The organism is Bradyrhizobium sp. UFLA05-109 (assembly GCF_054185165.1).
Genome location: NZ_JBBIAR010000086.1, coordinates 1 through 19,827 on the forward strand (window position 1 = coordinate 1; position 19,827 = coordinate 19,827).

General features: G+C 59.8%; 16 protein-coding genes. 6 read left to right on the forward strand and 10 right to left on the reverse strand.

The genetic code is table 11. The annotated features are described in order from the left end of the window. Positions 1–100 precede the first annotated feature (100 nt). Together Q3C01_RS39345 and Q3C01_RS39350 are read right to left on the reverse strand one after the other, a co-directional pair. On the reverse strand, positions 101–5,638 hold the full coding sequence (locus tag Q3C01_RS39345) for a trifunctional serine/threonine-protein kinase/ATP-binding protein/sensor histidine kinase (RefSeq protein WP_458150700.1): 5,538 nt from the start codon (positions 5,636–5,638) through the stop codon (positions 101–103). A 162-nt stretch (positions 5,639–5,800) separates the two neighbouring features. Further along, positions 5,801–6,697 carry an AraC family transcriptional regulator gene (locus Q3C01_RS39350; protein WP_458150702.1) on the reverse strand — a complete coding sequence of 299 codons (897 nt, stop codon included), beginning with the start codon at positions 6,695–6,697 and terminating at the stop codon, positions 5,801–5,803. A gap of 633 nt (positions 6,698–7,330) precedes the next feature. Between Q3C01_RS39350 and Q3C01_RS39355 the strand changes: the two genes are divergently transcribed. The 3 genes from Q3C01_RS39355 to Q3C01_RS39365 are packed head-to-tail and all read left to right on the forward strand — an operon-like array spanning position 7,331 to position 9,302. Next, complete coding sequence (locus Q3C01_RS39355; protein WP_458150703.1) at positions 7,331–8,803, forward strand: sensor histidine kinase; 1,473 nt, start codon at positions 7,331–7,333, stop codon at positions 8,801–8,803. Continuing rightward, positions 8,800–9,183, forward strand: coding sequence for a response regulator (locus tag Q3C01_RS39360; RefSeq protein WP_458150705.1), 384 nt, complete (start codon positions 8,800–8,802; stop codon positions 9,181–9,183). The genes Q3C01_RS39355 and Q3C01_RS39360 overlap by 4 nt, the downstream gene beginning before the upstream one ends. Continuing rightward, a complete protein-coding gene (locus tag Q3C01_RS39365; RefSeq protein ID WP_458150706.1) occupies positions 9,180–9,302 on the forward strand; it encodes a hypothetical protein in 123 nt (40 codons plus the stop codon). The genes Q3C01_RS39360 and Q3C01_RS39365 overlap by 4 nt, the downstream gene beginning before the upstream one ends. Positions 9,303–9,516: 214 nt before the next feature. Here the strand turns inward: Q3C01_RS39365 and Q3C01_RS39370 are convergent, their stop codons facing one another. Continuing rightward, positions 9,517–12,372, reverse strand: a complete 2,856-nt coding sequence (locus Q3C01_RS39370; protein WP_458150707.1) for an ATP-binding protein — start codon at positions 12,370–12,372, stop codon at positions 9,517–9,519. A 215-nt stretch (positions 12,373–12,587) separates the two neighbouring features. Between Q3C01_RS39370 and Q3C01_RS39375 the strand changes: the two genes are divergently transcribed. After that, positions 12,588–12,938, forward strand: coding sequence for a DUF302 domain-containing protein (locus Q3C01_RS39375; RefSeq protein WP_458150708.1), 351 nt, complete (start codon positions 12,588–12,590; stop codon positions 12,936–12,938). 41 nt (positions 12,939–12,979) lie between these two features. Next, positions 12,980–13,336 carry a hypothetical protein gene (locus Q3C01_RS39380; protein WP_458150709.1) on the forward strand — a complete coding sequence of 119 codons (357 nt, stop codon included), beginning with the start codon at positions 12,980–12,982 and terminating at the stop codon, positions 13,334–13,336. A gap of 571 nt (positions 13,337–13,907) precedes the next feature. Here Q3C01_RS39380 and Q3C01_RS39385 read toward each other — a convergent pair. The 6 genes from Q3C01_RS39385 to Q3C01_RS39410 form a co-directional block, all read right to left on the reverse strand. Then, positions 13,908–14,189, reverse strand: coding sequence for a hypothetical protein (locus Q3C01_RS39385; protein WP_458150710.1), 282 nt, complete (start codon positions 14,187–14,189; stop codon positions 13,908–13,910). A 250-nt stretch (positions 14,190–14,439) separates the two neighbouring features. Next, the gene (gene hemA, locus Q3C01_RS39390) at positions 14,440–15,669 is read right to left on the reverse strand and encodes a 5-aminolevulinate synthase (RefSeq protein WP_458150712.1); all 1,230 of its coding nucleotides are present in this window, start codon (positions 15,667–15,669) and stop codon (positions 14,440–14,442) included. A gap of 281 nt (positions 15,670–15,950) precedes the next feature. Continuing rightward, positions 15,951–16,160 (reverse strand): hypothetical protein, encoded by a 210-nt coding sequence (locus tag Q3C01_RS39395; protein ID WP_458150714.1) that lies wholly within the window; start codon positions 16,158–16,160, stop codon positions 15,951–15,953. 306 nt (positions 16,161–16,466) lie between these two features. Beyond that, positions 16,467–17,201 carry a hypothetical protein gene (locus Q3C01_RS39400; protein ID WP_458150715.1) on the reverse strand — a complete coding sequence of 245 codons (735 nt, stop codon included), beginning with the start codon at positions 17,199–17,201 and terminating at the stop codon, positions 16,467–16,469. Between the two features lie 90 nt (positions 17,202–17,291). Next, positions 17,292–17,552, reverse strand: a complete 261-nt coding sequence (locus tag Q3C01_RS39405; protein WP_458150717.1) for a hypothetical protein — start codon at positions 17,550–17,552, stop codon at positions 17,292–17,294. A gap of 50 nt (positions 17,553–17,602) precedes the next feature. Next, on the reverse strand, positions 17,603–18,439 hold the full coding sequence (locus Q3C01_RS39410) for an SDR family NAD(P)-dependent oxidoreductase (RefSeq protein ID WP_458150718.1): 837 nt from the start codon (positions 18,437–18,439) through the stop codon (positions 17,603–17,605). Positions 18,440–18,539: 100 nt separating this feature from the next. Between Q3C01_RS39410 and Q3C01_RS39415 the strand changes: the two genes are divergently transcribed. Further along, positions 18,540–19,451, forward strand: a complete 912-nt coding sequence (locus Q3C01_RS39415) for a LysR family transcriptional regulator (protein ID WP_458150719.1) — start codon at positions 18,540–18,542, stop codon at positions 19,449–19,451. Between the two features lie 118 nt (positions 19,452–19,569). Here the strand turns inward: Q3C01_RS39415 and Q3C01_RS39420 are convergent, their stop codons facing one another. Further along, entirely contained in the window at positions 19,570–19,779 is a 210-nt protein-coding gene (locus Q3C01_RS39420) for a hypothetical protein (RefSeq protein ID WP_458150720.1), read from the reverse strand. Between the last annotated feature and the right edge of the window lie 48 nt (positions 19,780–19,827).

The window sequence follows — 19,827 nt, forward strand, 5'->3', positions numbered from 1 at the left end:
ACAGACCAACCTACAGGGGGTCAATTTTGGACGCCGATCCCCCGGCTTAGGGGGGCAATATTGCAGGCCGAATGACACTCGCCCCCCTCCTCTTCGATGTTCACATTGCGAGGCCGCCATCGTGGAGCTGCGGAATAGTGAAGTGAAAGGCCGCGCCTTGCGGAAGGTTTGCCTCCGCCCAAATCCGTCCTCCGTGTCCTTCGATGATCGAGCGGCAGATCGATAGTCCCATTCCCATTCCGCTCGACTTGGTCGTGTAGAATGGATCGAAGAGTCGCTCGAGCTGCTCCGGGCCGATGCCCCTCCCCGAATCTCGCACGGATACGAGTACGCAGCTTGAACCGTTCAACGACGAGCTGATCAGCAGTTCGCGCCGAACTTGCCTGACCTCATCCAGGGCATGTACGGCATTGACGATCAAGTTCAGCATCACTTGCTGCACTTGGGTGCGATCGGCCTCAACAAGAGGCAAGCCTTCGGCAAGCTGCGTCCGCACGGAGATGTGGCTCTTTGTTGCCTCACCACGCGTGAGCTCGACCACCTCGGCGATTGCTCCGTTAATCTCCAAGCGCTCCTTCCGCAGCGGCGCCTTTTTGACAAGCTCACGGGTTCGGTCGACGACATTGCCCACCCGACGCCCATCCTTGGCGATCCTTTCGAGTAGCTGATGAACTTCCTCCAAATTCGGTGGCTGACGGGCGAGCCAGCGCAGCGCCGCTTCGGCGTTGCCGATCGTTGCAGTGATCGGCTGATTGACCTCATGGGCGATCGACGCCGTAAGCTGGCCCATAGTCGCGATACGACTCGCGTGAGCCAGCTCCATCTGCGTTTCGCGGTAGCGCCGCTCGCTTTCACGTGCTTCGGCTTCCGCCCGTTTACGTTCACTCAGGTCCAGAACAAAAGCCACGCCTCGATTCCCGGCTTCTTCGAAGCTTGTGGACCCGACCAGCACCGGCACGCGACTGCCGTCCTTCCGCAAATACTCCTTCTCGTACGGTTGCGCGATGCCCGTCGTCTTCACCTCTTCGACCACCTGTGCGTTGCGGTTGCGCCATTCGGGCGCCGTCAGCTCCGTCCAGCGCATGCGACCGGATGCGAGATCCTCACGGTCGTATCCCACGATACTGAGAAAGGCATCATTGGCTTCGAGGATATGGCCGTCGAGATCCCAGATGATGATCCCAATAATGTTGGCGTCGACCAGGCGACGAATCCGTGCTTCGCGCTCCCTAAGGTCGCTATAAAGATGCGTGTTCTCCAGCGAGATCGCGAGTTGAGATGCCAGCAACCCAAGCATTTCAGTTCGATCAGGCGTGAACGCGTCCGCAGTCAATGTGTTCTCGAGATAGAGTACCCCGGCCAGAGCCGTTTGTCGCACGAGCGGAAGGCAAAAGATCGAGCGAGGTCGTCGACGCTGGAGATACTCGTCACCTGCGAATGGGTTCGGCCGCGTGGCGTCATCGACGATGACCGTTTCGCGCGTGCGAACGACATAGCGAATAAGGGAATTGGGAATATCGTTGCCGGAGAGCGGCGCTCGGCAGAGGACAATTTCGCCGCCGCTGACCTCAGCCATTGCTTCGACACGATAGTCATTCTTCTGGGGCAAGATCAGCAAGCCTCGATCCGCTCCCGCGTTCTCCAGCGAGACGTTCATCAGCCGCTCTATCAGCTTCGGCAGTTCAATTTCACTGGACACAGCCTGAGAGGCCTTTACGAGTGTGGCAACATCCAGTTTCTGAATGACGGCCGCCATCGTGTCGGTTTGCCGATACCCTTCACCGGCGGCAAGGCCAGGGTGCCGCGATTCCAGTTGCCTCACCTTGCCGTCTGCCCCCCAAAGCGCATAACACGCACGTGCGTTGCGCAAATGCGCGTAACCGTTGGTTTCAAGTTCGACAGCAAGATAAAACTGGCCGGCGAGCTCGCTGGCCATAGCTTCATTTTGGATCAGACCATTTTCGCGCGCCGAGCGAATCGCCACTTCGTAGAGACGCATCGCGTCCATATTTCGCCCGTCGATGCGCGCGATCTCTGCCGAAACCAGCGAGTATCGATTGTAATAATTTTCTGGACAATTGTCGGCCCACAGCTCGAGCTTCTGCAGTTTCTCGTCAAGCAATCTACGATATTGCTCCTGCTGCAGCGCCGAAGCAGTCGGGTACAGTCCCGCTAGTGTAAGCGCGTGACAGAAATGATAGGTCGCCTCAATGGGCATCGCCATCGCGGCGCCGAGCACAGGCTCTGCTTCCGCGGCGGCCTTTAGTGCGTCCTCGTACTCACCATAGATGACGGCGAGGATCTGCTTCATGATATGATAGAAGACGATGCCGCAGCCAAAGGCCGCCTTGACGATGGTGGCAAAGCAGGCTGCTTCGTCGAATGTGCCGTCCTCGAAGCTCAGGGGAGCTTTCGTCCGCCCCTGGAGGCTTCCGATAAATTGCTGCTCCAGCCGGATCGTTTCAAAAACGGCATCGTTGTGGCTCTGCTTTGCAAACGTTGCGTACCTGCTCGCTGATGTCAGCACATCTTCAAGACCGTCTCCCTTTTCGATCAGCTGCCACACGGTCTCGAAAGCGAGGAAACCGGCATAGACGAGGTCCCCCACTTCGAGACAAGCCTCAAAGGCCTGTTCGAGAATTGGCAGTCCTGTGGCGAAATGTCTTCGCCAGAAATTGACGTGATCGCCATGCAGATGAAGCAGCGTGCCCCGCAGTCGCAAGTTCTTGAATCGTTCGTTCAGCCGTAGCGACATTTCCGAGAATTGATAAGCCGAGCCGATATCGCCCTTTAGAGACACCAGCCAGACGGCAAAAACACCGTAAACATAGCTCGACTGCTCCGTGTTCCCGTCTCTGATGGAACGATTGACCCCTTCAAGAGCCACCAACGGAAACAGCGGCGGCCGAGCGATATAGGCGCATGGTGTTGCATCAACGAGGAGCTCGATGATTGTCCGGCTGACGGGGTCCACCGCAACGGCCGCATCGAGAAGCGCGCCAACTGGGCGCCCGGCCAGATTGACGGGAAGGTTGCGGAATTGCTCTTCAACAGCTGCCTTGATGTCCTGATCGCCATCAGGAAACGTCACGCCAAACGAGCCCAGCGCATTTAGCGCGACAGCAAGTCCCTGGTCATATTTGCCCGCCACTTGATATAGCTTGATACGCAGGCTGTGAACTTTCGCTCGATCCAGGTTTGACAACGCCCTACCTAGAATCATGTCGAAGAGCGCGTCCGCCGCCTCGAAGTAGCCTGCCAGATATTCGCATTCCGAAAGCAGCAGATAGAGTTCGAATGTTTTCTCGTAGCGACGAGTCCAGGCATTCTCAGATGAAAGCTTCGTTGCTTGCATAAGATAGTTGCGAGCGGAGGCATAGGCGGTCGAACTCTTTGCGCGCTTTCCTGCCAACACGTTCAACGCGGCGACCTGCTCGCGCTCGTCATAGGCCTCGATGAGGGCCGCACCGCGATTGAGATGATTCACTATGTCGAAGATTGTATCTTCAAGCTCGCCGGGCGCAGTCCTGGCCGCGAGCACTCGGCCAATGCGAAGATGGGCTGCTGCGCGCTCGGACTCTGGAATGAGCGCATAGGAGGCTTCGTGTACGCGGTCATGGATGAATTTGTAGGCGCCGTCCACTTTGAAGATGAGGCCCGCCAGAACCGCCTCCCGGAGTGTCGCGTGAATTTTCTCTTCGAATTCCCCGTGGACCACCATCATTGTCGCAATCTCGGCGACGTTACCGAGGCAGGCAAGCTGCCCCAACGCGTTTCGCGTCGTATCCGACAAGCGACGGAGCTTGACTGCCATGAGGTCGAGGACGTTGTCTGAGAAGCCCTTTGCACTAATGCGTGACACATCCCAGACCCACCGCTCCCTGGTGTGGTCAAATTGAAGAAGCCCCTCCTCTCCGAGAACTATGAGGAATTGGATTGCAAAGAACGGATTGCCTTCCGTCTTTTTGTGGATGAGCCGCGCGAGCGGCTGCGCGCCCACTTCGCCGCAATGCAACGACTCCGCGATCATCTGCTCGATCGCGTCCTGCTTGAGCGGTTCGAGCGCCGTCTCCTGCACCCTTCCGCCGGCGGCGCGGATCGCCCCCAGGATTCGTTTGAACGGATGGGAGGGGCCGACTTCGTTGTGACGATAAGCCCCTACCAGCAACAGATGACGAACCTCGGGGTGTGTGGCGAGATGTTCCAGCATCTCCAGCGTTGCCGTATCCAGCCACTGCAAATCGTCTAGGAACAGCGCCAGGGGATGCTCTGGTCGAGCGAATACGCCGACGAAGCGGCGGAATACCCGCTGAAACCGATTATGATCTTCCTGCGGCGGGAGTTCGGGAACGGGAGGCTGCTCTCCCATGATCAGGGCTAGTTCCGGGATCAGTTTGATCATGAGCTGGCCATTGAAGCCGAGCGCATCGAGCAGGAGCGATCGCCAGAGGGATATCTCCTCGTCATTCTTGCTCAGGAGCTGTCGCACAAGCGACTGGAACGCTTGAGCCAGAGTTGCGTAAGGGATATCGCGCTTGTACTGATCGAACTTGCCACTGGCGAAAAAGCCGCGCGGCGGCACGAGAGCCTTGTGCAGTTCGTTTACGACTGAGGATTTGCCGATACCCGCGTAGCCGGAGATCAACGCGACTTCCGTCGTCCCCCCGGTAACGACCCGATCAAAGGCAGCGAAAAGATTATCGACCTCCGCTTCGCGGCCATACAGCTTTTCCGGAATCATCAACCGGTCCGACGCGTCATGGGCGCCCAGCGGAAACGAGTCGATCCGGCCATGAGCGTCCCATCCGGAGAGACAACGATGCAAATCGGACTCGACGCCTGCTGCAGTCTGGTAACGGCTCTCCGCATCCTTAGAGAGGAGCTTCAATACGATTGCCGCGACGGGGGGCGGGATCGCGTCTACTCGCTCGTTGGGCGGCAGCGGATACCGGGCGATGTGACAATGAACCCATTCCATCGGGTCGATGGCCGAGAATGGAAGCGATCCCGTGAGCATCTGGTAGAAGGTCACACCGAGAGAGTAGAGATCACTGCGGGCATCGATGGATCGATTCATTCGTCCAGTCTGTTCGGGTGACATGTATGGCAGGGTTCCGGCAATCACCTCCGGCGGACCAGGACTTTGATGCTCACGCGGCAAGCGGGTTGCAATGCCGAAACCGGTGAGCTTGACTTCTCCGGTCGTGCGATTCACGAGAATGTTGGTCGGCTTTAGGTCCTTGTGGATGAGGCCGCGCCGGTGGACGTTGCCTACTGCTCCAGCGATACCTATCGCGAGGTGCAGGAAGCTTTCGACCTCCATTGGCGCGCCAATCAAGTTTTCGAGCGGCTCCCCTCCTGGGTCCTCGAGAAGCAATACGGTCCGACCGCCTTCATGAAGGAGGTCTAACGGACGCACCGCCCACGCGCGATCCAGTTCGTCCTTCCATGCATATTCGTGAGCAAGGCGTTCGATGATGGCAGGATGGGGATGCTCCGAGGAGGCCTGCACTGCTAGTAAGGCGACGAGGCTGCCGTCGGAGCCCTTATGCCATCCTCGGCAGAAGACGCGCTCACCGTCCCTCCACGCAACGTGGAAGCTGCTATCTGCGATTCCGGCGAAGCGAACTGCATCCATGTTAGCGCCGGTTCACATCGGTTCAGACGCGCGTGACCCGGCAAGGAGCCCGCGCCGCTGCGGTCCTAAGCAAGATACTACCGCCGATAAGCCGGCGCACTACCGAATACTGCGGACCCATGCGCAAATCTTGCTGTTGCGGGGACCGGGAACCGTGAGCCCTCAACGCTCGCCCCCTGGTTGACGTAGTGCGCGATATTGACCTGGCGTTAGCCCCGTCGCATTCCGAAAGGCCCTGATGAAATTGCCTTGCGATCGGAAGCCGGTTTCCACTGCAATGTCCACGAGGGAGGAATGATTCGATGCCAGTCGCTTTTGCGCCTCTTGTATTCGGCGGTAGGTTACATAGCGATGGGGCGAAAGGCCGGTCGCCTCTCGAAACAATCGCAAAAAATGAAAGTCGCTGAGACGCGCCTCAGCCGCCAGATCACGGAGCGATATATTCTCCGCGAAACGCACTTCGATGAAATCGAGGACTCGTTTGAGCCGCTTGGCATCGATATTCGGGGCCTTTGCGGGCGGACTCCAGCGGTCGACCGAATAGTTACCAAGCAGATGAGCGGCGAGCGCCGCTTGCATCCCATCCAGGAAAAGGCGGTCTATCTGTTCGACAGCCCGACCCGCGACACTGTGGATGTTCATGGCAATCTGGTGAAGCTTCGCGTCTCTAAGGCCGCCCGAATAAACCAGCTCGGCCTTAGACGGATCTATATCGTAGTCCGCAAGGGCACTTTGTCGGATCAGGGTTGGCGGCAGAAAAATGTGCAGACACTCGATTGGAGATGTGATGCCGCTAACGTTTTCGTTGATCCCCTCTGGGCAAATACAGGCGATACCTGGTTGAATAAAATTCCGTCGGGTCAGACCGTTGCCTTCCTGAATAGCGAATGCGCGGCCGGAAAGTACAAACGCAAGCTCGTTACTGATGCAGACTCCGGGCTCTTGAAAGCCAGCCTCGAGAAATCGGTGCTCTACACGCAGGTTCGAAAACTCGGCCACCCCCGCCAACCGCGAGGTAGTGTCTTGATACTTTCGATCGCCATGCGTCTTTAGGATCACGGCACGCTCCGTGGATCGGCATCAGGATACCCAATTCTGAAATTTCTGGAAATACCCGGTGGTGAGCTTCGTCGCTCGACAAGTCCGCGGGCAGCGTCGCAGGCCCATCCGCTGAACGGATGCCCAAATAATATGCAGCTGCCAGCCATCCTTCGGACCGAAGCTTGCTCAAAACGGAGTAGTCACTCAGGCGCCGCCGTGCGCTGAAAATTCCATCGCCCGACCCGGCACGACAACCTCCTAATCACCCTCGCGAGAACGAACGACTTTCCCGAGGCCGCCTTTGCTTCGTCCAGCCGGTCCAGCATCCGCCTGGAATAGGATTGGAGCAGGTCGCAACGCCAGGCCAATCTCCGTGTGTTGCTCAATCCCATCGGTCTCTTTCTTGACGACGATTTACCGGCTTTTACACGCTCGCTGACGCAAGGCCGGCTAGGCTATGGGCAGCTCCCAGAGCCCGCGCGGATGTTTCGGCGCTCTGGAACGTGAATGAACGGTCGCCCAGCCGGGCGAGATTGGATTGACGACGAGATGTCGCTTCCGCGTCCGAGCTGCTTGGTGTCGTACACATGCGGCTTCGCCACGGAGACCGCGTACTCATGCGCCACTCGCAGCCCGGGAGAGAGCCGGTAGATGCAGGTCCTAGCAAACGTCGACCACGCTGGGAGCGGAGCGCAACAACCGCTCCTCAATCCGCTTGAGCTGCAACTGAGAGAAGCCCTCGATCGCGAGGCGGCAACGGCCGAGATATTAAGGGTCATCGCGAGTTCGCCTGGCGGCTTTGGCCCTATCTTCGCAGCGATAGCCGAAAGGTCTAACAAGCTCGTGAACGGGCTGTCGACAGCGGTTCTTCACTTGATCGACGACACATTGCATCTTGCCGCGTTCACCCGACGGGGTGAGGTCGCGGATGCGACGTTGGTCAATCTGTTTCCCCTAAAGCTCTCGGACGTCGATTGGTACGAGAGAACAATCCGGGAGGTACGGCCTGTTCAGATCGAAGATTGCGAGCTGGGGTTCGCCGACCACCCCGGCCTGCTGGACCTCTCGCGCAAGCGCGGTTTCCGGAGTGTCGCCCTGATCCCGCTCTTTCGTCATTCCGCGAGCATCGGCATCATCAGCGTGACCCGTGCACAGACCGGTGTATTCAAGGAAGAACACATTCGTTTGTTGCGAACGTTTGCCGATCAAGCGGTTATTGCGATCGAGAACGCTCGGCTTTTTAACGAAGTGCAGGCCAAGACCATCGAACTTGCGCAATCACTTGAGGATTTGCGCGTGGCCCAAGATCGCCTCGTGCAGACCGAAAAGCTTGCTTCTCTTGGCCAACTCACCGCAGGGATCGCCCACGAAATCAAGAACCCACTCAATTTCGTCAACAACTTCTCGGCCCTATCGGGCGAGCTGACCGACGAGCTCAACGACGTGTTGAGGCAGGCAACTCTCTCCGGGAAAATTCGTGCCAAAGTCGATGAATTGACCAGCCTTCTTCGAGAGAACCTCGAGAAGGTCGTTCAGCACGGCAAGCGAGCCGATTCTATCATCAAGAACATGCTGCTGCACTCACGTGAGCACTCAGGCGAGCGCCGATCGGCCGACATCAATGCCTTGGTCTGGGAGAGTGTCGACCTTGCATATCACGGCGCGCGCGCGGCGAAATCAGCCTTTAACATTATCCTCAAGCGCGAATTAGACCCAGATGCCGGGACGATCGATCTATACCCGCACGAGATCACGCGCGTCCTGCTCAATCTGATCTCGAACGGGTTCTACGCAGCGACCAAGCGCAAGGAGACGGCCGGCGAGGGATTTGAGCCGACGCTGTGCGCGAGTACCAGGAGCGTGCGCGACGGAGTGGAAATCGGAATCCGTGACAATGGCGCGGGGATCCCCGAGGAGGTGAAGGAGAAGATCTTCAATCCCTTCTTCACGACCAAACCGGCCGGTGAAGGAACAGGGCTTGGGCTTTCGATCTGTCACGACATTGTCGTGAAACAGCACGGTGGCCGCATCGATGTCGCAACCGAGCCGGGCGTGTTTACCGAGTTCACCATCACGCTGCCCCATATTGCGGCCGCCCAAATCCCCAAGGGACGCAAAAATTGACCGTCTATATTCTGGTCGTAGATGACGAGCCCGACATCGAAGTCCTGTTCCGCCAGCGCTTCCGGCGCGATCTGCGCTCCGGACGCTTTCGGATGGAGTTCGCCACGTCCGCGCCGGCGGCGCTAAGGTGTGCCGTGGAGATTCTGGACGCTTCGCTGATTCTGGTCCTTTCGGACATCAACATGCCCGGAATGAGCGGGCTGGAGCTATTGCCGGTCATGCGCGCTACGCGCCCCGACGTGCCTGTCATCATGATTACGGCCTATGGCGATCTGGAAACGTGTAGGAAAGCGGTCGAACACGGCGCCGAGGGATTGCTGACCAAGCCGATCGACTTCGCGCTCCTGCGACAGGAAATCGATACGAGACTCGAGCGATGACAGCGACCATCCTGGCGGTAGACGATGAGCCGGATCTCCACGAGTTGGTGCTGCGCAAAATTCCGCAATCGTCCCGCGAAGGCACCCTCAGATTCATCTCTGCCCTCGATCGGCTCTAGCACGCTACTGTCTGCCCAGGCTCCGTCTTTCGTGATCGCGCAGCATTGCATTGTGTGCAGCTAAGAACTGCAGACGGGCAACCCGCATTTCGAGCTGGAGAGGAGGGCGGCCGACGCTAAGACCAAAGTATCCCTGACGGGTACAAAACGCGCGGATGCCGGAGTTTTGCGGAGGCTTGACGGAAAACCTCAAACCCGACGAGTTGCCTGGTCATCACTTGGCGTCAAGTCCAGCAAGCAGGGCTCGCGCCTCGCGCGCATCAGCAATCTGGAGGCTGTCTCCGAGCGCCTCGCATACTTGCGCAATGACTTGCCTCGCCTCGGCCTTTCTGTCTTGTCCCTGCCAGAGACGGACGAGGCTCACTGAATTTCGCAACTCCCAGAAGAGCGCGCCCTGCTGTCTTGCCAGGTGGAGGGCGTCGGAGAAGTATTTTTCCGCTGACGAGACGGATCGGTATGGCGACCCCTTCAGCAGCAGTTCGCCTTTGATGCGCAATAATTCCGGGACGTACCACTCTTCATGTCTGGCTCTGCAGCGCTCCAACGCTCCATCGACCGCTGCAAGTCCACTGTCGATTTCGTTCGCTTCGCCGTGACAGGCCGCGAGTTCGCCCAGCGGAAGTAGGAAGCGCGGCAAGAACCTGGCGTCGCCCGCGCGACCGATTTCACTACGCAAGAGCGCCAGTCCGGCGTCGACGTCACCCCGTTTGGCCATGACCATCCCCCTGAAACAGCCCGCCCAAATCCGCCATAGTCGTATCGCGTGGCGTTCGGCGTGCTCGAACAGTACGTCGCCGTAGTGCTCCGCCGCGTCGAGATCGCCGGCCCAAAAAGCGATCGGGCACGCGGCCTGTCCCAGCACGCTGCAAAAGGTCAAAGCGTGACCGTTCGCGCGCCCCTCCTCGATATTGCGCTCGACAAGCTGTAGCGCCTGACCCGCCAGCCCCTGCAGCCACAGGATGCGAGCGCGGAAATAGTGCGTGGAGATGCGAAGATCGAGGGGGAAAATCCTGGGCCTTCCTACCAGACAATCGAGAGATGCATCCACTCGATCGATGTGGCGGCGTGCATCATTCTGGTTCCCGAGAAAGTGGAGCGATACGGCGAGAAGGCGATCGGCCAGCATCGAGTCGGTCTGATCGGCCGAGTCCTCTGCCACCCTGGTGAAGCGCTGAGCGAATTCGAGTGCCCTGAGGAATTCGCCATTGTTGAACTGATCGATACACAAGCCCCAAAGCGCACGCAGGCGATAGTCCTTGTCCTCAAGCCGTTCCGCCAATTCGAGAGTGGCCGCGAGTGCCGGGCCAGCCTCTCGCGCACGTCCCTGGCTGTAGGTCAGCGACCAGCCTAGCGCCGCAGAGAGCTGCATGCGCAAGCGCGTTGAACCCGAAACGCTATCATCGATCTGCGCGAGCGCCAGTTCGGTGCGCTCACGACATTCGCCAAACAGCGAAAGGTGGACCCAAAGCGGTACTGCAGCCGCGGTCAATGCAGCGCCGATCGGCAAATCGCCGTCCGCAGAGAACGCCCAATCGAGGCCTGCACGGACATTGCCGAGATATCGGCCGTAGCGCTTCCGCCAATCGGCTTGCGGCAAGGAGTTACTCTCGGCCTCGGCTTGAAGGAGGGCAGCTCGGAAGTATTCCGCATGACGGCGTGCGGCTTCCCGGTACTCGCCCGCAGCCCGCAGTTTCTCGAGAGCATAGGCGCGCGTCGTGTCCAGGAGACGATAGTGATCGTCCCCGGCTTGAAAGTCGGCGGCGACGAGCGACTTGACGACCAGCCCTGCCAGCATATCGGCGGCCGCCGCGTCGATATCTGCCGTCACTGCGGTCGCAGCCTCAAGGGCAAAATTTCCATTGAAGACCGCGAGGTGACGCAGCACTCGGGCCTCGGTGTCCGACAGCAGCTCATAACTCCAGTCGAGGGTCGCAAGCAAGGTCTGATGCCGCGGCAACGCCGTACGAAAGCCGCTGGTCAGGAGATTGAAACGATCGTGCAGGCGCGCCGCAACTTGTTGCAATCCAAGTGTTGCAACGCGGGCCGCCGCGAATTCGATGGCCAGTGGGATGCCATCGAGCTGACGCGCAATCGACGCGATCAGTTGAAGGTTTTCTGCGCTCGGCGAGAAATCGGCATTCAGCGCCTTCGTCTTCGCTATCAGGAGCTGTACTGCGCTGCATCCCAGGACATCGCGATCTCCACCACCTTCCTGTCCAGGAATATCGAGTGGGGGAACGCGATAGACGTACTCACCATCAATGCGCAACACCTCGCGGCTTGTTGCCAGTATCGTCGTATTTGGACAGGAACGCACGAGCGCCTCCGCCAGCCTCGCAGCCCCTTCGATGAGATGCTCGCAATTATCCAGCACCAGCAGAAGTTTTCTTGCACCAATTTCGCGCGTGATCGATTCGATGGAAACCTCGTCGCCACGTTGCTTGAGGCCCAGAACCGTCGCGACCACGAACGGAACCAGAGCAGGGTCCGACAGCGGGGCCAATTCGACGAGCAGACCATCACCTCCGAAAGCCGCGAGCAGATTCCGTGCAACGGCTTGCGCGAGGACAGTCTTTCCAATGCCCCCCGGCCCCGTCATGGTGACCATTCGATAGGTCGAAAGCAGCTCTGATAATTGGATTTCGGCAGCCTCTCTGCCGATCAATGCGTTGGGCGGTGCCGTGAGATTTGTGACATGGCTTTGAATTGGTTCGGCAGCCGGCATGGCGGCTGCGGCGACAGCCTCCTGACCGATGACCCAGTCTCCCAACAGTCGGTAGCCGCGCCCCGCGATGGTTTTCAGTAGCCCCCGGTCCGGCCCCAACGCTTTGCGTATGGCGGAGATTTGAGCTTGCAGGGTGTTTTCCTCAACCGCTGCGCCCGGCCATACACGGTTCATCAGATCGTATTTGCCGATCGGTTCGCCCGCCGACCGGACCAGCGTCTCGAGAATTTCAAAGGCCCGGCTTCCAAGGTCCGTCGGAACGCCGTTCAGCCGCATCTCGCGACGAGCAAGATCGACTTCCCAAGCGCCGAACCTATAGACAGGCTGTTGGTCCTGGCCTCGCATCGGTGTTCCTTTTGGGCATATTAGGTCCATTTCGGACGGTTTTGCGGAGGAATCTGGGGCGCTCGGGCAACGCCTTTCAGGATTTTTCAGAACTGGTTCAAGGAGGGGTGCGGCTCGCTGGGATAGGGTCAGTCATCACAAATTCTTTGGGCCACAGAGCCATGACCGCAAACGGATTGATTACAATCGAAAGTCGCAACGGACCGGAGGAAACGATGAACCGGTTCGAGGCCGAGGTCCGGGCCAGGGGAATGACCGTCTTTGCCCACATTGATCACTCCGCGGGTGCGACCGCCGTGGGGCTGCTGCTGCGGCCCACGGAACTCCTGATCTTCGGCCATGCAAAGACCGGTACACCGCTGATGCAGTCGAACCAGACGATCGGCATTGATCTGCCGCTGAAGACCCTGGTCTGGCAGGACGCATCGGGCACCACGTGGTTGTCTTACAATGATCCAGCGTCTCTTGCGCACGTCCATGGCGTGGACGGTGCAAATGATACGGCCGTCAGCGCCATGGCTGCCGCATTGCAGGCGATCGCAAGCAAGGCCACGACCGCAGCCTGACATCCAATGGCAGTTCAAGGACAAAACTTCGGAGCACGCCGATGACTATCACACGACCAATAGTCCAACGCGACATCCCATTCGAGGAAAGAGTAAGCGCGGAAGACGAAACACCCTTGCAGACGCCGGCGGATTTCGCGTCTCCCTTTGACGCACAACTCCACGAGATCATCGACGCGATCGCGGCGATGGTCATGGGTGCACAGGCTGGGTCACGATGGTTGCGCGTTCAACCGCCGGACCTGGAAGAAGTACGCGACATCCTCGGCAGTATCGCCACGGACGGCAAGCGAGCCTGCGAACTCGTCGTTCGGCTTCGAGCGGTTCTGAACGCCCGCACCCAGGCAGCGCAAGCGATCAGCGAGAACCGTTCCTTGGAACCTCACAGCTCTTTCTGAGTGGCTCGCATCCGGCCGAATGGCCGGTTGGCGCCAATTGTGTCGAAAAAACTCAAAATCCGAGCGGTGTGCCCGCCCTTCGAGGACTAGAATTCGCGATGCCAGTCATCAAGGTGCGGTTCAAATCCGCCGAGAGGCCCGCCGGTTGCGGTAGCGGGAGATGATGAGGCCCCAGGCCTCCAAGCCCGCCGCGCTGGCGCCTGCTCTAATTGCGCGCCTCTACCCAGACGCTCCGAACCTCAATCCACGCAAACGCCCTCATTGAACGTGGTGTCTTGGTGCACCATTGACGCGCCGGGTGAGCTTTAGGTATCCGGCCCCGGCGGTACGCGAGGAGATCTTCGGCTTCTTCGAGTAGTGCGGCCTCCCTCAGTTGACTTCATCGGCAATTTGCCGTCCTTCGACGGCAACGCCGGCATGCGCCGAACTGCTCACCATTGCCACCAATGCGATGCAAAGAGCGGCGCCAATGAGCAGCATCCAACCTCGGATTTCGGCCCAACGAGCGCGAGCAGAGGTTAGGTCCCACTCCGAGGATCTGGCCCTCGAGATGGGCATGATTTCCGTAACCTCAGCCTGACAATCGAGTGGGGTTAGCCGCGTCGCGGCGGCATACATGCAGCAGCGAGAGCTGGTGCTGCCCGGCCGGCGGTACTTCTCGAGAATCGAATTTCAGCCAGGACTGATGCTTGGCGCGCCATTTCGGTCCGGGACCGCGCATGTAGTGCAACTCGGGCCGGTAACTGTCGCGCACGTCCAGAATCAAGTTGCGAACGACGCCGGCGAAGTCGAAAGCTGATTCAACCGTCCTGCGAGCCAAACCTGACAGTGTTGGTACATCCATGATTCTCATCGCTGTGGCTCCTCGATTTGCCGCTCGATGGAACGGGCGATTAACACCCCGAGTGTAGGCACGAGAGGAGAAGCAAGCCATTGCGCAGAGGTCGATCACGTACAGTACAATGGCTATGAAGAGCACACCTAAGTTTAGGTCTGCCTACCCGAGACTTGGTCGGCCTTCAAACAACCGCTTTTAATGCGACTCCGCACTATCAACCATAGTGGCCCAAGCTGGCGCTGAAGCGGCTCTTCCCGATGAGGAGTCATTCCGCCGCGAGCGCGCGGTGTCGCAGCGGCAAGCCAAGGCGTTCCCATACATCGACCAGCGCTTCAGCGAGCGCATCGATCAGTGCGTCATCATGGTAGGGCGTCGGCGTGATGCGCAGCCGTTCGGTGCCACGCGGAACGGTCGGATAGTTGATCGGTTGGGCATAGATGCCGTGCTCGGCGAGCAGGAGATCGCTCGCTTCCTTGCATTTCTCCGGATCACTCACCATGACGGGCACGATGTGTGTCTCACTCGGCATGACCGGCAGACCTGCTGCGTTGAGCACAGCCTTGACCCGCGCGGCGCGGTCCTGATGGCGGTCGCGCTCCCATTGCGACGCCTTGAGGTGCCGGATCGCCGCGGTAGCAGCGGCGCAGACCGCCGGCGGCAGTGCGGTGGTGAAGATGAAGCCCGGTGCGTAGGAGCGCACGGCATCGATGATGTCGGCGCTCGCCGCGATGTAACCGCCAAGGCCGCCGAAGGCCTTCGCCAGAGTTCCCTCGACCACGTCGATGCGGTGCAAGGCCCCTTCCCTCGCGGCGATGCCAGCGCCGCGCTGACCGTACATGCCAGCCGAATGAACCTCGTCGATATAGGTCATGGCGCCGTAACGCTCCGCGAGATCGCAGATGCGGCTCACCGGCGCGACGTCGCCGTCCATCGAGTAGAGCGCCTCGAACACGATCAGCTTCGGCCGCTCAGGTATCTCCGCTGCCAGCAATTCTTCGAGATGACTGACGTCGTTGTGGCGCCAGATCTTCTTATCTACGCCGGCACGCCGCACGCCCTCGATCATCGAATTGTGGTTCCAGGCGTCCGACAGGATCACACAGTCTGGGAGCAGCTTGCCAATGGTCGCGATGCCGGTCTCGTTGGACACGTATCCCGAGGTGAAGACCAGCGCCGCTTCTTTGCCGTGCAGGTCGGCGAGCTCCCGCTCAAGCTCGACCAGCGGATGGTGGGTGCCGGAAATGTTTCGGGTGCCGCCCGCGCCAGCACCCATGCGGGTCGCCGTTTCGACCATGGCGCCGATCACCTTCGGATGCTGGCCCATGCCGAGGTAGTCGTTCGAGCACCAGATCACGACCGGCCGCGGGCCGCGGGGGGAATGCCATGTCGCGTGCGGGAAGCGACCGGCGATGCGCTCGAGATCGGCAAAAACGCGGTAGCGCCGTTCGGCGTGCAAGCGAGCCAGTGCGGCGGAAAAGAAATGATCATAAGTCATAAGGCAAGATCTCCGTCCTGTTCGTGCTCGACGGCGCCGTCGCCTATCAGGCCTTGCGAAGGGGGCGGCCGGTCCTCGGGAGGGAAAGGACCGGCCGTGGGGAGCCGCGGCGAAGGGACGGGGCGCCGAGGCCAAGCACTTGCGAAGCTGTCTGCCTCCGCGAGGCAAATTGGTATCCGACAAAGGACGTCGGGGCGAGTGAAGCAATGTAAATCTCAGCAAATCGTAGCGAATGCGCAGGCCGGTGCATCGATCACATGAGAAGTGATCCGCCTTTCACCCTAGATTCCCCTGCCATCCTGTTTGCCGATCACACACCGCCATCCGGCAAGGCGCTCGGCCGGATGCTCCTTCATCCAGTCGGCAAGCTGCGGTGCACCCATCAGGCACGACTGCACTGAAACGGTAGCGAAGTCTGAGGTGGTGACGGTTTGCTCGTGACAATTTGTCGGAGAGGACAGACTGCAGAGCACGGCAATGATCCTGATCACGGCAGTAGATCCCCACCACTAACCGAGTGAACCGCCGGCCCTTGGTCGCCCTGCTCGTTGATGGGTGCAGCCGACGGGAAGACGCTTTCATATATCGCACGAGCTTCTCGAATGAGGCGGATACGCTCGCGCTCGGATCTTGAAACAAATCGAACAACCTCACCCATGGTAAGCTCCTATTGAATTACACTCATCATTCCTATTGTTCAGTTAGGGTTCTTGACTCCGGCTTTGAAGCCCGCCGCTGGTAACGAAGAGATAAAAAGCGCGTGACGTCCAGGTCGGCCGCGATTGCTCAAGAGCAGCCTAAGAGAAGGCAACCTCGCTGATGTCGATCGATACCATCAGCATATCCAGGATCGGACGCCGGTCTGGGCCGCGCGTGTACGCGCGACGCTTACTTGGAAGGCGTATGCCATTGGCCTCGGTGTATTCCAGCATCAGTTGCGCGGCGGAGAAGCCACCGGCAATATTGACGCTGTAGTCGTGGCGTCGGAGCTCGAATTTATCGTCGTAGAAGAAATCCTGAACCTGGCAATGCGTCTCGATCGATCCGGGAAAATAGACACGCAGCACCCGCCATGTCTCCTTCCCCTCCCGCCAGGGCGCAGTTTCCTCGACGCGGAAGCCGTCCATTGCAAAGGCGAAGGGCGTCGCGAGATAGGTCCACAGGGCCTCGCCGTTGAAATAGGCGCGATGCAAGGGGTCCCAGGGCGTGTGCATCTGGTGCCCGGCAAACGAATCCCTGGGCATGCGCCGCTCGGCAACCACCGTGCCGTCGAGCTTCTCGATGGCGATGCGGTCGGGAGTGAACATGGTGCGCTGATCCGCGGCGCCATAGGGCGTGACGGACGATCGCTCCTCGTGAAGCCACACGGTCATGCGGCGCGGATTTGCGTCCTGCAAAGCGCCCTTCAAAGCAAAGAAGCCGCCACCACTGACAATAGTGGCCTCAATCTTGCTGTAGCTACGCCAGCGCTCCAGACCGCCGTGAGCATCAAGTACTTTCGTCAGTAGCTCGTTCATGGCTTCCCTTTCCAATCTTCCGTGGCTGATCCGATCGGCGCTAAAGCGCGATGGGATCGGGTCGAATCACCGTCGCGCTTTGGCTCTCCGGTTACGCACTAGCCGTCAGCTTTGTGGCTTGCTCGCGGGAGACCGCTTGTGCGCTGTCAAGACCAGGATTTGATTGGGCGAGGCAGGCATGCCCCCTAGCGTCAGCGCGGGGACCGAGGGAGCCTCCTGAACATGTGCTGCGCCCATCACGGAAACCTGGTGCGCGGTGATCGGAAAGCCCGTCGTTTCATAGGTCGGAAGCTCGGCAGCGGCAGCCACATCGACCCCGTTCGCGATGACGAGGGCAATGGCGGCAAACAACATTGAACGTTTCATGATTGCATCTCCTTTGGTTCTACTTCCATGGGTCTACGGTAGTGATTGAGTTACGCCACCGGCGCTACGGCAGCCTTCGACGCGGCGTTCGCTCCGACGCTGTATCGGGGAGCCGGGACAGCGCTTGAGAGCTTGCCGGCCATCGCGCGGCGCGCGGCCTCGTATCTGTCCCAGTCGGCCTTGTCGGCGAGCGAGGGAATGGTGACGACCTCGCCCTGGTCGAGACCCGCCAGAGCGGCATCGACCATGTCATCGGCGGACATCACGATCGCAGCCGGAAGGTGGTGCAGCGGCACGCCGGCGACGTCCCAGAAGTCCGTCGCGGTTGCGCCGGGCAAAACGGCCTGGACGCGCACGCCTTTTTCCGCGAGTTCGTGGTGCAGCGAGAGCGAGAAAGCCAGCACGTAGGCTTTGCTGCCACCGTAAACGCCATTGAGCGTTTCGGGTGAGATCGCGACGATCGACGAGATGTTGATGATCGTGCCCTTGCCTCGTGTGACGAAGCCTGGGGCCGCCGCATAGGTCAATCGGGTTAGCGCACCGACATTGAGGCCGATCATGTCGTCCATCTTCTCGGTGTCGGCGTTGAGTAGCGGTGCGGTGGCTCCGACACCGGCATTGTTGACCAGGAGCGTGATGTCCGCATTCGCGCGCAGGATCGCCTCGACCTTGGCAAGATCCGTCTTGTCGTTGAGGTCGGCTGCGATGGTGTCGACGGAGCGGCCGGTCGAGCTTCTCAAACGCTGCGCGAGGCCGCTGAGACGGGTCTTGTCGCGGGCGACCAGGATCAGGTCGTAACCACGTTTGGCTAGACGGTCGGCGTAGATAGCGCCGATGCCTGCCGATGCGCCGGTGATGAGGGCGGTGCCTTTGTTGGTGGTGCTCATGGCTGTTCTCCGTTATGCCGTCCATACCTAAGGCCTTCCGAAATCTGGCGCCATCTGGCAAAATCGAGAGCTATCCTTCCAAAATATGGAAGAGGAGCCGATGGATCGTCTGGACGCGATGTCGACCTTCCTGGCCGTGGTCGAAACCGGCAGCCTGTCGGCTGCGGCGCGGCAATTAAAAACGCCATTGCCAACGGTCAGCCGCAAGGTCTCCGAGCTCGAGTCCCATCTGCGGACGAAGCTGTTCAACCGGTCGAGCCGCAAACTGGTCTTGACCGATGCGGGCAGCTCCTATTTTGCTGCGTGTAAGCGCATTCTGGCCGATGTGACCGAGGCCGAGCGCGCCGCCTCCGGCGAATATTCTGCTCCGACCGGAGAGCTGATCTTGACAGCTCCGGTCGGCCTTGGTCGCGCTTACCTGATCCCGATCCTGGCGGATTTCCTCAAGGTCTACCCCGATATCAAGGCCAGTTTGCTCCTCGCTGATCGCGTGCAAAGTCTGTTTCAAGAGCAGATCGACATCGGGCTCCGCATCGGCGCTCTCCCCGACAGCAGCCTGATGGCGGTACGCCTCGGTACGATGCGTCGCATGGTTTGTGCCAGTCCCGCCTATCTCGCAGCCCACGGAACGCCGCGCACGCCGGACGATCTCGCCGGGCATGACTGCATCACCTATGCAGGCTTCATGTCCCCTGATGTCTGGACGTTCTTCAAGGACAAAGTGCCGGTCGCGGTGCCCGTGCATGCGCGGCTCGTGGTGGGCAGCGCCGAGGCCGCCTGCGACGCCGCGTGCGCCGGCATCGGAATTACCTCCGCCTTCACCTATCACTTCCAGACCGCGCTTGAACGTGGAGCCCTCACGAGCTTGCTCGACGACTTTCAGCCGGCACCGCTGCCGGTCAATCTCGTGTACGCGGCCAACCGGTTTCTGCCGATCAAGGTCCGTGCTTTCCTCGACTTTGCGGCGCCGAGACTGAAGAAAGTCTTCGCGGAGCTCCAGCCGCCTGTTTAGCCGAGGCACGATGATTTGGCCTAAAGGATCGCCCGAAGCATGACGACCTTCAATGGGGCTTGCCCGGGCCAGCTACAATCCGTTGCGCTCTGCGGAGGCGAGCCGGCCGACATTTCCCCTAAGCTCCCCTGCCGTTCGTTCTTCCCATCACGTAGCGCCATGCCGCGAGGCGCTCGGTCGGATGCTCATTCATCCACTCGGCGAGCTGGGGCGCGCCCATCAGACAGGACTGCACGGAGACGTCGGCGGAGTCCGAAGTGGTGACGGTCAGCTCGTGACAGCTTACCGGAGAAGATAGACTGCAGAGCACAGCGATGATCTTGATCACGATAAAACCCCATCGGATGTTCAAAGGCAGCCTTCGTTTGGTTCAGCC